Source organism: Polaromonas sp. P1_G4 (genome assembly GCF_056405475.1).
In genome coordinates this window covers 1-14099 of record NZ_JBFUCA010000050.1, presented here as the reverse complement: position 1 = coordinate 14099, position 14099 = coordinate 1, and the positions used below count along the sequence as shown (strand labels likewise).

General features: G+C 62.0%; 10 protein-coding genes and 1 pseudogene. 6 read left to right on the top strand and 5 right to left on the bottom strand.

Going from position 1 to position 14099, the window contains the following annotated elements; genetic code table 11:
* A partial coding sequence (locus AC1D1X_RS04440; protein ID WP_477697888.1) for a sodium-translocating pyrophosphatase occupies positions 1–1657 on the top strand: 1657 nt, incomplete at its 5' end.
* 91 nt (positions 1658–1748) lie between these two features.
* Here the strand turns inward: AC1D1X_RS04440 and AC1D1X_RS04435 are convergent.
* Positions 1749–3893 carry an AAA family ATPase gene (locus tag AC1D1X_RS04435; protein ID WP_477670858.1) on the bottom strand — a complete coding sequence of 715 codons (2145 nt, stop codon included), beginning with the start codon at positions 3891–3893 and terminating at the stop codon, positions 1749–1751.
* A gap of 321 nt (positions 3894–4214) precedes the next feature.
* On the opposite strand from AC1D1X_RS04435, the gene AC1D1X_RS04430 reads away from it, so the two are divergent.
* On the top strand, positions 4215–5648 hold the full coding sequence (locus AC1D1X_RS04430; protein WP_477697887.1) for an aldehyde dehydrogenase family protein: 1434 nt from the start codon (positions 4215–4217) through the stop codon (positions 5646–5648).
* 56 nt (positions 5649–5704) lie between these two features.
* On the opposite strand, the gene AC1D1X_RS04425 is transcribed toward AC1D1X_RS04430, so the two are convergent.
* The 3 genes from AC1D1X_RS04425 to AC1D1X_RS04415 form a co-directional block, all read right to left on the bottom strand.
* Positions 5705–6295, bottom strand: coding sequence for a hypothetical protein (locus AC1D1X_RS04425; RefSeq protein ID WP_477670860.1), 591 nt, complete (start codon positions 6293–6295; stop codon positions 5705–5707).
* Positions 6292–7428: a M48 family metalloprotease gene (locus tag AC1D1X_RS04420; protein WP_477670861.1), complete on the bottom strand. Its 1137-nt coding sequence runs from the start codon at positions 7426–7428 to the stop codon at positions 6292–6294. Before AC1D1X_RS04420 ends, AC1D1X_RS04425 begins: the two co-directional genes overlap by 4 nt.
* Before the next feature lie 62 nt (positions 7429–7490).
* Positions 7491–8207 carry a hypothetical protein gene (locus AC1D1X_RS04415; RefSeq protein ID WP_457278623.1) on the bottom strand — a complete coding sequence of 239 codons (717 nt, stop codon included), beginning with the start codon at positions 8205–8207 and terminating at the stop codon, positions 7491–7493.
* A 181-nt stretch (positions 8208–8388) separates the two neighbouring features.
* Here AC1D1X_RS04415 and AC1D1X_RS04410 point away from each other — a divergent pair, with 181 nt between their 5' ends.
* The 4 genes from AC1D1X_RS04410 (at position 8389) to moeA (ending at position 12688) form a co-directional block, all read left to right on the top strand.
* The gene (locus tag AC1D1X_RS04410; RefSeq protein WP_477697889.1) at positions 8389–9150 is read left to right on the top strand and encodes an SDR family oxidoreductase; all 762 of its coding nucleotides are present in this window, start codon (positions 8389–8391) and stop codon (positions 9148–9150) included.
* 394 nt (positions 9151–9544) lie between these two features.
* A complete protein-coding gene (gene moaA / locus AC1D1X_RS04405) occupies positions 9545–10672 on the top strand; it encodes a GTP 3',8-cyclase MoaA (RefSeq protein ID WP_477697886.1) in 1128 nt (375 codons plus the stop codon).
* Positions 10673–10697: 25 nt separating this feature from the next.
* Complete coding sequence (mobA, locus tag AC1D1X_RS04400; protein WP_477670863.1) at positions 10698–11324, top strand: molybdenum cofactor guanylyltransferase MobA; 627 nt, start codon at positions 10698–10700, stop codon at positions 11322–11324.
* Positions 11321–12688, top strand: coding sequence for a molybdopterin molybdotransferase MoeA (gene moeA / locus AC1D1X_RS04395; RefSeq protein WP_477697885.1), 1368 nt, complete (start codon positions 11321–11323; stop codon positions 12686–12688). The genes mobA and moeA overlap by 4 nt, the downstream gene beginning before the upstream one ends.
* Positions 12689–12880: 192 nt before the next feature.
* Here the strand turns inward: moeA and AC1D1X_RS04390 are convergent.
* Positions 12881–14099 (bottom strand): annotated as a pseudogene (locus tag AC1D1X_RS04390) (hypothetical protein); the annotation flags it as partial.

The following is a 14099-nucleotide window of genomic DNA, read 5'->3' as shown; positions in this document are numbered from 1 at the left end:
CACCAAGGGCGCCGACGTCGGTGCCGACCTGGTGGGCAAGGTCGAAGCAGGTATTCCCGAAGACGACCCGCGCAACCCGGCCGTGATTGCCGACAACGTCGGCGACAACGTGGGCGATTGTGCCGGCATGGCCGCCGACCTGTTTGAAACCTACGCGGTCACGCTGATCGCCACCATGGTGCTGGGCGCCCTGCTGCTCTCGGGCGCAGGCGCCACTGCGGCGGTTTACCCGCTGGCACTGGGCGGCGTGTCCATCATCGCCTCCATCATCGGCTGCTTTTTCGTCAAGGCCTCGCCCGGCATGAAGAACGTGATGCCGGCCCTCTACAAGGGCCTGGCAATTGCCGGCGTACTGTCGCTTATCGCGTTTTATTTCGTCACGATGTGGCTGATGCCCGACAACGCCGTCACGGCAAGCGGCACGCAGATACGCCTCTTCGGCGCCTGCGCGGTCGGCCTGATCCTGACCGGCGCGCTGTGCTGGGTCACCGAGTACTACACCGGCACGCAGTACAAGCCGGTGCAGCACATTGCACAGGCATCGACTACCGGCCACGGCACCAACATCATTGCCGGCCTGGGTGTCTCCATGCGCTCCACCGCATGGCCGGTGATTTTTGTCTGTATCGCCATCCTGACGGCCTACTCGCTGGCGGGCCTGTACGGCATCGCGATCGCCGCCACTTCCATGCTGAGCATGGCGGGCATCGTGGTTGCGCTGGACGCCTACGGCCCCATCACCGACAACGCCGGCGGCATTGCCGAAATGGCCGAACTGCCCAGCAGCGTGCGTGACATCACCGACCCGCTGGACGCGGTGGGCAACACCACCAAGGCCGTGACCAAGGGCTACGCCATCGGCTCCGCCGGCCTGGCCGCGCTGGTGCTGTTTGCCGACTACACCCACAAGCTCGAAGCCTACGGCAACGTGATCAGCTTCGACTTGAGCAATCCCAAGGTCATCGTCGGCCTCTTCATCGGCGGCCTGATTCCCTACCTGTTCGGCGCGATGGCGATGGAAGCCGTGGGCCGCGCTGCCGGCGCCGTGGTGGTTGAAGTGCGCCGCCAGTTCCGCGACATCAAGGGCATCATGGACGGCACGGGCAAGCCCGAGTACGACACCGCTGTCGACATGCTGACCACAGCTGCCATCAAGGAAATGATGATCCCCTCGCTGCTGCCCGTGGTCGTGCCCATCGTGGTCGGCCTGGCGCTCGGCCCCCAGGCACTGGGCGGCCTGCTGATGGGCACCATCGTCACCGGCCTCTTCGTTGCCATCTCGATGTGCACCGGCGGCGGCGCTTGGGACAACGCCAAGAAGTACATTGAAGACGGCCACCACGGCGGCAAGGGTTCCGAGGCACACAAGGCCGCCGTGACCGGCGACACCGTGGGCGACCCCTACAAGGACACAGCCGGCCCGGCCGTGAACCCGCTGATCAAGATCATCAACATCGTGGCGCTGCTGATCGTGCCCCTGGTGATGAAGTTCCACGGCGGTGAAGCCGCAGCGGCCCCGGTGGCACCCATGGCCGCGCCTGCTGCCATGAGTGCACCGGCCGCCACACCGACTGCACCCGCCATGCCGGCGCCCGCGCCCACGCAGGCGCCCAATGCCGCAGCAACGCCAACGCCAGCCGCACCGGCCTCACGCTAGACCGCTCCGGCCCATGCAAAAAGCTCTGCGTTGCAGGGCTTTTTCTTTGGGCGTCCTGTGAGGACGAAGCTGCAAAAAAAGGTTCGTTGACTCAGGCTGGCATCCACCGGCTGGAACCCGGCCCAGGCAGCGCCAGATCCGGTGCGGCAGTCAGGCTTTCAAAGTACCTGATTTCGCGGAGTGCTTCGCTCAATGTCATCTCGCCTGCATTCATCAGACAGCCGGTCAGATACTCCGTCAGGGCGGTGTACTGGGCCAGCGTGGCCTTCGTCTCACTGTAAAGCCGCTCGCTCTGGGCTTCCATGATGCTGCGGGTTTCCTCGTCCGGCGGTGCCGTGCCGCCGTCCTTGAGCAGCGCGGCGTAATTCAGCCGGGTCTTGCGGTACATGCCCATTTCAGCCACCGCATGGTGCAGCAGCCGCGTGACACGGGTGATGTCATTGTGGGCGCCGCCCGTGGTTCCGTCTTCGCCGAAGAAGATCTCCTCGTTCGCCATGCCGCCCAGCAGCACCCGCACCTCATGCTCCATGTCACCCTTGGTCTGCAGCAGGTTGCTGTCCTGCTTGTGCAGTACAAAGCCGAGGGCATTGTTGCGGGGGTTGGCCTTCAATGAAATTTTGATGGTGGTCATGTCGGCCAGCAGCGTGTTCCAGTTGTCGCCGGTCAGCTTGCGCCGATGCTGGAAATCCATCAGGAAGTGGCCCCACTCATGTACGGCGATGATGCGCCGGTCACGCTCGCGCTCCTTGGTGGTGTTGTCGTTGACATTGCCCACCAGCACACGCTCGGCGGCCTGCATCAGGGTGTGCGCGCCTATCATCTGGCCCGCCTGCACCGCGATGATGCCGGCCTGGTTGACCATGGTTTCGAGGTCTGCCGGGCTGCAGCCTTCCGTCAGTTCGACAAAATGGCGCAGGTCCATGTCGGGCAGCACCTTGTCGGCACGTTGGCGCAGGTAGTGGCCGGTGATGGCCAGGCGCTCCTGCTGGTTGGGCATGCGGAAGTCGACCTTCATCTGGAAGCGGCGCAGCATGGCCTCATCCATCTGCAGGTTGGCCGAATTGAAGTTGGACGCCACGATCCAGATGATTTCAGTATCCGATTTGGTCCGCACACCGTCCAGGATGGCCAGCAACATGTTCTGCGTGTCATCGTCATATTTGCGGTTGCCGCCGCGCCGCATGAAAAGGTCCTGCGCTTCATCAAGAAAGACGATGCAGCGTTTACGCCGCTTGGCCAGCGCAAGAATGCGCGACAAGGTGTTCGAGCCGCCGGCCACATAGCCGGTCTCGAGGTTGGCGGCTGAATGGAAAAGAATTGGCAGGTTCAGCTCTTTGGCGAGGTAGCTGGCCAGCTTGGTCTTGCCTGTACCCGCGGGGCCGCTGAACATCACGTTGAAAGGCTTGTTCACGCCATAAGCGGCGTATTCGAGGCGGCGTTCGTACTGGTCGCGGATTTGCGCAACCTCGGCCTTGATATCGTCCATGCCGACCAGGTCCTCCATGTCACCGCTGATTTGCGCCGGCGAAATGAACTTGAGGGATTTGCGCTGCCCGCCCGTCTGGTACCAGAGGAAGGCGATGAGCCCCAGCGTCAAGGTCGCTGATACCAGCGCGCTGGCGCCGCCTTTCCAGGCGTCCTGTTCGGATTGCGGGCGGGCGTCACCGAAACGCTGTTCAAGGCGCGCCAGCATGTCCTTGCTCGCGTCATCAAGCGCGCCCCGGGGCACGAAGGTGAGCTTGCCACCCCACGGTGCCGTGACGGCCTTGTCGGCCAATATCTTGGTTTCCATGTCCGAGGGGTAATAGGCGTACTGCCTGCCCTCCGATTCAATCAGCACAAAGCGCTCGGAAACGGTCCACAAAATGGGCCGGTAAATGATGGTGATGCGCGTGACCGGATGGGCTTCGAGAAAGCTCAGGACCGACCCGCTTCCGAAGACGACCGGCAATGCGGTGTTGTAAGTCCAGGCCGCTTCAACACCCGGCCCCGACGCTGCCATGGCCTTGACTTCCAGCGCCATTTTTTCCTGCCGCTCCAGGGTCGACCAGGCGTAATAGGCGCTTGCCGGAATCATCAATGCCACGGCCAGTACGGCGAACTTCATGCCAAAGGTCTGAATCGACAACCAGTCGCGCAAACGGGCCATAAAGGCTTTAAACCAGGCCAGCAGGCTGGTGGTGGGCGCGTCGTCGCCGGGCGGAATATCGGCTGGGCTTTTGGTGGGATCAGTCATCGCGGTAATGCGTCAAAAATGCGGACCCGCAGTTGCCGGCTGCCTGCCGCTGTCGTCACGCCAATACGGCCGGGCCGTTGCGTAACATGAGCACCATTCCCTGTAGGAATTGGCGAGGTGCATGTGTAGGTTCAATCCTACATATATGCCAATCGTGGCGCAGCAAAGGATTTGTAAATTGGCCGAGACACAACGCTGTGGCTGTGACAAACGCACGCTTTTGGGGAGCGTTACCTCGCGGGAGGCCCTGCCCCCATGGCTCATTTCTGCCCGTGGGAGGCGGTAACCTCCGGCCGGGGGCAAATTCAGCACAATAGCGCCATGCAACTCAACTACATCGCCAATACCTCTGTCGCATCTTCTTCAGGCAAAACCATCCCAATGATCGATCCGTCCGACGGGCAGGTGTTTGACGAGATTCAGCGCAGCAACGCGCACGACATTGATACCGCGGTGAAAAGTGCCCACGAATGTCTGGAACTGGTATGGAGCCGCTTCAGCGCCGCCGAGCGCGGGCGACTGCTGATGCGGCTTYCCGCCAAGGTGGCCGAGCATGCCGAAGAGCTGGCCATGATCGAGCAGCGCGACTGCGGCAAGCCCACCAAACAGGCACGCGCCGACGCGGCGGCCCTGGTGCGCTACTTCGAGTTTTATGCCGGCGCCTGCGACAAGCTGCACGGCGACACCATTCCCTATCTGGACGGCTACAGTGTGATGACCTGGCGCGAGCCGCACGGCGTGACGGGCCACGTGATTCCGTGGAACTACCCGATGCAGATCTTCGGCCGCAGCGTCGGCGGCGCGCTGGCCGCGGGCAACGTCTGCGTGGTCAAGCCGGCAGAGGATGCCTGCCTGTCATTGATTCGCGTGGCGCAACTCGCGGCCGAAGTGGGTTTTCCGGCCGGCGCCATCAACATCGTGACCGGTTACGGCCATGAGGTCGGCGACGCGCTGGCCCGCCACAAAGAAATCGACCACATCAGCTTTACCGGCAGCCCCGCCGTGGGCACGCTGATCCAGCAGGTCGCCGCCGAGCGCCACTGCCCCGTCACGCTGGAGCTGGGCGGGAAAAGTCCGCAAATCGTGTTTGCCGATGCCGACCTGGATGTCGCCATACCGGCCATCATCAACGCCATCGTGCAGAACGCCGGGCAAACCTGCTCGGCCGGCTCGCGCCTGCTGGTAGAACAGGCGATTTACGAGCCCCTGCTGCTGCGCCTGGGCGAAGCCTTTGAAAACCTGCGCGTCGGCCCCGCCGCCATGGACCTGGACGTGGGCCCGCTGATCCGGCAAAGCCAGCAGCAGCGCGTCTGGGACTTTTTAAGCGATGCGCAGGTTGCCAACATTCCCATGGTGGCCCAGGGCCAGATCGTCGACGAGGCGCCCGATACCGGGTTTTACCAGGCCCCCACCCTGCTGCGCGACGTGCCGGTAACGCACAGGCTGGCGCAGGATGAAGTGTTCGGCCCGGTGCTGTGCGCCATGAGCTTCAAAAACGAGGATCACGCAGTGGAACTTGCCAATGCCACGCTGTTCGGCCTGGTCGCCGGCATCTGGACGCGCGATGGGGCACGCCAGTTCCGCATGGCCAGGCGAGTGAAAAGCGGCCAGGTGTTCATCAACAACTACGGCGCCGGCGGTGGTGTGGAATTACCTTTCGGCGGCGTGAAGTCATCGGGCTACGGCCGTGAAAAAGGCTTTGAGGCCTTGCATGGCTTCACCACRCTGAAAACAGTGGCCATACGACACGGTTAAGCCGACCCCGGCCGCAAGGTCTCGGGTTCGTGCCCCTCGCCACGGCCGCCCTGCAGTCAGCCCTTGATTTGCGCCGTCTTCACAACGCTTTCAGCTTTTGGCAGAAGCCGCGGGAAAAATGAAAGCCTGGGAGCAAGGAAGGTGGCAGCGAACAATTCGCCATTTCGCTGGCTAAGCCAGCCTACGCCGTTGAGCTGGACATCATCGCCCTTTCTCGTCACGGTAAATTCGAACCGCGCACCTTTCTCACCCGCAAATACCGAAGGTTCAACCTTTGTCATGTTGACGATGGAACCGTCTGCCGAATACATGATCTCGAAAAGGTTGACCAATTGGTCAAGCGGCATGCCTGCCTGGTAAGTTGGAACACGGGCTGCCTTCTGCCCGGACGGCACGCTGCCTGCAGGCCTGACCAGCAGCGCCTGGCCTGGCTTGACGGCCGCCCAGAGGCGCAGGTGATCCAGCGTCAATCCCTCCTGGGTCCACATGTCAAAAGGCTGCTGGGTGCCGGGTGGGGCAACCTTGTTCCAGGCATCAGTCACCTTGACGGCCAGCCGGTTATTGACCAGTTGCTCACCCTCAACCTTGGTGATGGACATGCAGCCCGACAGGAAAGCGAAGGCAAGAAGGATCAGGAGTTTTTTCATGGTTTAAGTTCCGCAATGTAATTTTTAATAAGACCCGCATCCGCCGCCTCAGGCGCGGCGGTGAGGTATTTTTCGAAGGCCTGTACGGCCGAGGCGGTGTCGGTCCGCTGCTTTTGCACCAGGCCGAGCGCCCTGAAAGCCTCGGCCGGAGCCTGTTCAAGAGCGGTCACGCGCGTCAGGTCGTTCAGGGACTCCTGAAGATCTTCCTTGCCTGCCCGCAACCGATACACCTCACCGCGCGCGTACAGCGCCTGGCCGTCCTCCGGATTGCGCGACAGCAAGCGATTGAACAGCACCAGACTTTCTTCAAACTGGCCACGCCGGATTTCATCCTGCAGCCACCCGAAGCGGTGCCGTGACATCACCTGCTGGTATTCCACTGCACCCGTTTTACCGCCGCCGTCGCCCGCCAGGCGGAGCAGATCATCACGGCGCGTCTCCAGCGGGGGATGCGTCGCCATCATGGGACTGCGTTTGCCAACGTCTTCACCGCCGGTGATCTTGAGTTCGCCCAGCAGGTTGTCCCACACTTGTGCAGCCTGCCTGCCGTCATAACCCGCCCGGGTCATAAGGCGCATGCCCAGACGATCGGCCCGCGTCTCGTGGTCCCGGGAAAAAGCGAAAGCACCGGCCAGAGCACCAAGCTGGCCAATGGCGCCGACAAGGCCGAACATGCCGATGAACTGCGCAAAGGCGGCCCGGCTTCTCAGATCCCGCAGGCGCTCAAGCGTGTGCCGTTCGAGGTAGTGACCGATTTCATGGCCCAGTACCGCAGCGAGTTGCGCTTCATTCTCCGCGCGCAGCAGCAATCCGGTCCAGACCTGCATCATGCCGTTCGGCGCCATGCTGGCGTTGAAGAGCGGCGTGCGCACCACATGTACACGAATGTCAGGGCAGTGGTCTCCCGCGAGACGGCATACCAAGTCTTGCAGATATTGGCTCAGTTGCGGGTCGCGTACGGTAAATGGACTGCGCCGCAGACGCGTTTCTTCACGGTCCATCATTCCCCACAAGCCGCCTTCATCTGTTTCCAGCGCAGGGCGGGCAAAGCGCTCCGCGGGCAAAGGCGAGATGGAGGCAGCTGCAGGGTTCTCCTGGCCAAAGGCTGACAAGCCTGGCAACAGGGCGCCCATACCCAGGCAGTGCTTGCAGGCCGTCCGCAAAAAAGCACGGCGCCCGCCAGCCGGTATGCCTATCATCTGGCGACCGGAAAACCCTTGAGAAGGGCTTCGATGGTTTCTTTGGCTGGCTCGGGTTCCCTCAGGTCACCTGAGGCCCGGCGCAAATCATTGAACCAGACAATCCGCCCGTTATTCAAATCGACCAGCGAGGCATAACCAATCTGCGCGCCCCCGGCAATCCCCACGCCCAGCACAGCCATGGCGATCATCGCGGCCTTGCGCTCGCTGCTGGCATAGCTGTCGCGCATCCAGATGAACAGGGCGTAATCAGCCCCCGTTTTATCCTTGAGAGGCTTGACGGCATCTCCGAGTGACCAGTTCAGGGCATCGTTCTTGGTGGGCAGCTTGAGTACACCACCAATCATGTGGTGCAGAAAAACAGATTGCGCGACAGCTCCGTGCAGGGAGTTGATGTCCGCGAGTTCGTCCATGTCTTTTTCTTCAAGCCCGATCACGTCAGAACCCAACTTGAGCTTGCTCGAAGCCAGACCGGACTTGACGTTTTTCTGGGCAGCCATGGTCCAGTCGGCCCTGGGCTCCTGCACGCCGCCGGCACCGATGGAAAAGAGCTCGAGGTCTGCGGGCACGACAACCAGCTTCGAGGCCGCCGCGCGTTCCGAGAATCCGGGTGCCAGGTTCTTGCTGGATTGTTGCGCGTGCGCTGTCCCCGCGAAAAGCACCAGCGCACACAAGGCTGCACCCGCACCGGTGCGGGCAAATTGATAACTCATGAAATCCCTCCCTTTTATAAAGCGCATTGTAGATGTAACTTCATGTTTCACGAATCCCGTCAAGCGAGAGAGACAGAGGGAAAACCCGCACCACCGTGATCAGCAACAATAAGCAATGGAAGCCGCACGCCACCGTACGGCAGCGTGCGCCGGCAGCAACCTTTACGAGAAAGACAAAATCATGCGGGTCAAGGACAAATCCATCATCGTGACCGGCTCCGGAGGCGGTATCGGTGAAGGCATCGCGCGGCGGCTGGCGGCCGAGGGCGCCAGGGTCATCGTCAACGACATCAATGTGGCGCTGGGCGAAAAAGTCGTGGCCGCCATCGTCAAGGCCGGCGGCACAGCTTCGTTCTTTGCCGCCGACGTCACAAAGTCCGCCGAGGTCAAGGCGCTGGTGGCTGCCGCTGTGCAGCGCTACGGCCGGCTCGACGTGATGGTCAGCAACGCCGGCTGGACGCACCGCAACCAGCCAGCACTTGATGTCAGCGAAGACGATTTCGACAAGTGCTACGCCATCAACGTCAAGAGCATTTACCTGGCTACCATCCACGCCACGCCGGTATTTCGCGAGCAAGGCGGGGGCAGTTTCRTCAACATTGCGTCGACGGCGGGGGTACGCCCCCGTCCTGGCCTGACCTGGTACAACGGCTCCAAGGGGGCCGTCATCACGACCTCCAAGTCGCTGGCTGCCGAGCTCGGCCCCGACAACATCCGGGTCAATTGCATCAACCCGGTATTCAACCCCGACACAGGCCTCTCGGCCGAATTCGCGGGTGGCCCGCTGGATGAAGAACGCAAGGCGAAGTTTCGCGCGAGCATTCCGCTGGGACGTTTTTCGACCGCGCTGGATGTGGCCAATGCCGCGCTTTACCTGGCCAGCGACGAAGCGGACTTCATCAGCGGTGTATGCCTGGAAGTAGACGGCGCCCGGTGTGTGTAGAGCCCCCACGGTCGCTCACTTCGTGTAGCTCCCTGCCCCCCCGAGGGGGCCGCCCGCCTGCGGTCTGGCAAAGCCAGTCCCGCGGCTCATGCTGGGTTTAAGAGTTCTGTGCGTAACCAGTGCGAGGTATTTCACCAATGGGTGCCGCGGAACCGGCTTTGCCGGGCCGCAGGCACCGTCCCCTGCAAGGGGAAAAGGGCTACACGAAGTGAGCTCGATAGGGGTGTGCCAATTTTTCGGCTTCGCCGGCCCCAGGCGCCGCCCCCTTGAGGGGGGAACGGGCTACACGAAGTGAGCCTGGACGGGGGTGAGCCAATCCCTCTTTGGGGATAAGGCCTGGTTTTAGTGCCCCAGCCGGGCCAATGGGGTAAATTCTCCCCTTGGGCTCCTCACGATGACGACCGACAAAATCATTCCGCTGGCAGATATTCGCTACGCAAGCCGCGTACCGCATATCCCTGCCCGGTTGTCTGCCCCGACGGGCCTGCTGAGCGACACGCTGGGCCGGCCGCTGCGGGATTTGCGCATCAGCGTGACGGATCGCTGCAATTTCCGCTGCAGCTACTGCATGCCGCGCGAGGTATTCGACAAGGACTACGCTTTCCTGCCGCAAACCTCGCTGCTGAGTTTTGAGGAAATCACGCGCTTGGCGAAKATTTTTGTGGCTCATGGGGTCGAGAAAATCCGGCTGACGGGCGGCGAGCCGCTGCTGCGCAAGCACCTGGAGATACTGATCGAAATGCTGGCGAAGCTGCAAACGCCGCAGGGCAAGCCGCTGGACATCACGCTGACCACCAACGCCTCGCTGCTCGCCAAAAAAGCCCAATCCCTCAAGGATGCTGGACTGCAGCGCGTCACCGTGAGCCTTGATGCGCTGGACGACACCATCTTCCGTCGCATGAACGATGTGGACTTTCCGGTGGCTGATGTGCTCAAGGGCATTGAAGTGGCGCAAAAGGTTGGCCTGGCGCCGCTCAAGGTCAACATGGTGGTCAAACGCGGCACCAACGACGCCGAGATCGTACCCATGGCCCGGCATTTCCGCCACAGCGGGGCGGTGTTGCGCTTCATCGAATACATGGACGTGGGCGCCACCAACGGCTGGCGCATGGACGAGGTCCTGCCTTCAGCCCAGGTGGTGGAACGCCTCAACGCCGAATTTCCCTTGGTAGCCATAGACCCCAACTACGCTGGTGAGACCGCCGAGCGCTGGCGTTATGCCGATGGCGCTGGCGAGATTGGCGTGATCAGCAGCGTGACCCAGGCTTTTTGCAGCGACTGCAACCGGGCAAGGCTATCGACCGAGGGCAAGCTGTTTTTATGCCTGTTTGCCAGCCAGGGCCAGGACTTGCGCGCCCTGCTGCGCGGCGGCTACGGCGACGACCAGATCGCAGCGGCTGTGGCCCATATTTGGCAGGGGCGCGACGACCGCTATTCGGAGTTGCGTGCTGCGATGCCCGCCGACACAAGCACCCCCGATTCAACTATGAAACGGGTCGAGATGAGTTACATAGGCGGCTGATTTGACAACCCACGACCACAACACCATGCCCATCCACGCCGAAGCCATTACCGGCGTGATCCTGGCCGGTGGCCGTGGTTCGCGCATGGGCGGTGTCGACAAGGGCTTGCAGAACTTCAACGGCGTTCCCCTGGCGTTGCACACGCTGATGCGGCTGTCGCCCCAGGTCGGTGACGTGATGATCAATGCCAACCGCAACCTGTCCGCTTATGAATCATTCGGCGTTCCGGTGTGGCCCGACAGTACCGGGCTGGGCGAGTTTGCCGGGCCACTGGCGGGATTCCTGACGGGCCTGGAGCGTTGTGAAACCCCTTACCTGTTGACTGTGCCCTGCGACACCCCGCTATTTCCCGACGACCTGGTGGCACGGCTTGCCGAAGCACTTGCGCAGGACGGCGCCGACTTTGCCGTGGCGGCGGCGCCCGAAGAAGATGGGCAGCTCAGGCCCCAACCGGTGTTTTGCCTCATGGGTACCCACATGCTGGAAAGCCTGGTGCGCTTCACCCACAGTGGCGGCCGCAAGATAGACGCATGGACGGCGCAGCACAAAACAGCGATCGTGCCGTTCGACAAACCCGGTGACGACAGCCGCAGTTTCTTCAATGCCAATACGCTGGCCGAGCTGCACCAGCTGGAATCCCGCCAGCCGTGAAAACACTCGACCAGATTGCCGCGGAGCTGCAAGGCTACGACCCACAGTCACTGTCTGCCGACCAGGTACTGGACTTCCTGTCGCGGCTGGTCATGCCGGTGCAGGAGCAGCTCGAGCTGCCCTTGATGGAGGCTTTCGGGCGGGTGCTGGCCCAGGATGTGGTCTCGCCGTTTGACGTGCCGCCGCACGACAACTCGGCCATGGACGGATATGCCTTCGATGGTGGGCAGTTGGCTGCAGGCAAGGCGCTTGAGCTGCAGGTGGCCGACGGAACAGCGCTGGCAGGCAAGGCCTGGCAAGGCAGCGCCGGGCCAGGCCAGTGCGTCAAGATCATGACCGGCGCCATCATGCCCTCCGGCCTGGACACCGTGGTGCCACAGGAGTTTGTCACCCTGCACCAGGATGGCCAGGGCACACGCATCAGTATCCCGTCGGGTTTGCTCCAGCCCGGCGACAACCGCCGGCTGCGCGGCGAGGACCTCATGCAGGGCCGGCCGGCGCTATTAAAAGGTGAGCGTATTACGCCCGCCCGCCTTGGCCTGGCAGCCTCTTTGGGTCTTAAAACCTTGTCAACCTGGCGGCCGCTGCGGGTGGCTTACTTCTCCACCGGTGATGAGATTTTGTCGCTGGGCGAAACACCGCGCGAAGGCGCTGTGTACGACAGCAACCGCTACACCGTCTTCGGCATGCTCAGCCGGCTGGGCATCCAGGTGCTCGACATGGGCGTCGTGCGCGATGAGCCGGCACTTCTGGAGGCTGCATTCAAACGAGCGGCAGCCGAGGCCGACGCGGTCATCACGTCTGGCGGTGTCAGCGTGGGTGAAGCGGATTTCACCAAGGCCATGATGAAAAAGCTGGGCGACGTGGCCTTMTGGCGCATTGCGATGCGGCCCGGCCGGCCCATGGCCGTGGGACGGATTTCAATAGAGAAATCAGGCTCTATCCCAATAGGGACAAGCGCAAGCAGCTATGAAAATAGTAGCACTCAAAAAACGTTCCCAAACCCCGACGGCGCCATTTTGTTTGGATTGCCCGGCAATCCGGTGGCGGTGATGGTGACGTTCCTGGCCTTTGTGCGCCCCGCCCTGCTCCAGATGATGGGCGCCAGCGCCGCGCCGGCGCCGTTGCTCAAGGCACGCAGCCTGGAGCCCATTCGCAAGAAGCCGGGGCGCACCGAATACCAGCGCGGCTGGGTATCCACCGCGCCCGACGGTTCCCTGGAGGTCAGGACTACCGGCAGCCAGGGTTCGGGCGTGCTGCGCTCCATGGCCGAGGCCAACGGCCTGATGGTGCTTCACCATGCGCAAGGCAATGTCGCTGCAGGGGACATGGTTGACGTCCTCATGTTTGAGGGTGCCCTGTAAATCCATTGAATCCTCGGCGCCGCCAGGCCCTGGTACTGCAACCCGAAAATATCGAAACATGAAAGCGCGTCTTCGCACCCATGGCTGCGTTGCAATCCTTGCGAAGGCGTTCAGCCTTCGTTACGGCTTGCGCCTTGCCCTGGGCGCGAATCCATCGCTTTCATTTTGTTTCGCTACTTGCGGGTTGCAGTACTAGTCGCTTCGGGGAGCCGGTAGCGGGGGCAGGTCCTCATAGCCGAAAAAATAGGGCACAACCCGAAAGCTCATCAGCAAGCCGCCGTTTTCCGGCGTTGCGTTCAGGCGTTCATAGTCGTGCGCGGCCAGGTGCTGTATTTTTTCGGCATCGCGTTGCCGGCTGAAAACATCGTGACGCCACTGATAGACCTCACTGAGTTTCTCCTCGTAGGTGTAGTGGTGGTCGTTGTCGTTGTAATAGTCGTCAAACCGGTTGCCGCCCAGGTAGATGGCATTCGAGCCTTCATACCCCGTTTTCTGGCTGGTGCGCTGGTCGGTGTTCAGAAAATAAGCCCAATCGCCAGGGACAAAGTTGCCGGCGGCCACACCGCCCACCATGCGCAAGACCTTGCCTGGCCGTTCAAGCTCCAGCGGATCAAAATCCGTTTCAAAACTCCACATGCGGCCGGGTTCCAGGTCAACCAGTGGCTCACCGTCGGCCAGTAATCGCCGCTCCACGCCTTGCGCCCTGCCCACGTCCTTCTTGACGCGGCGGAAGTAATCCAGCGCACCCTGGGCAAACACCACCTTGGTCGCGGCGTAGCAGCCTATGTCGTATTTCCCCTGCTCAAAAAACATGTCGTTGAGAGCCTTGTGCAAGGGCATGCGCAGCCGGGGCGTTCCATTGATCCAGTAGCGGGCATTCCATCTGGCAGGGCCGCCCTCGGGCCACCCCCATTCCAGCACCTCTGCCCATATCACGGTGTTCTGGCGAATACCGACATGGTCGACCAGAGCCTGCACATCGCAGGCTTTTCCTCTGAATTCGGTCAATCGGCCCGGGTGCAACAGGGCCAACAGGATTTCTTTTTTGGAAACCGTCTTGAGCTTGCGTGTCTTGTTGTTTCTCACCGGCACCAGCACTACCTCGTCCTTGATCGCCAGCTCCGGGCGTTGCGCCAAAAACAGGGTGCTCACGGCCGCGCCTGAGCCCAGCAGGGAATACGTCATGGTGCCCCGCGGCTTGTCGACAGTTTCCTGAACCAGGCGGGCTGGAATGCCGAGCTGCTGGAGATATCGAAACATGTGGGGGCCGAGCCGCTCCAGCTGGGACGGTGAACAGAAGAACTGCACGCCATATGCGCCCGTTCCAGGCGCTTCCTGGGCTTGCGCAGAAGCCGTATGGGCCAGCGCAAGCAGGAACGGAATCAGGAAGAAAGAAGCAACTGTACGGATT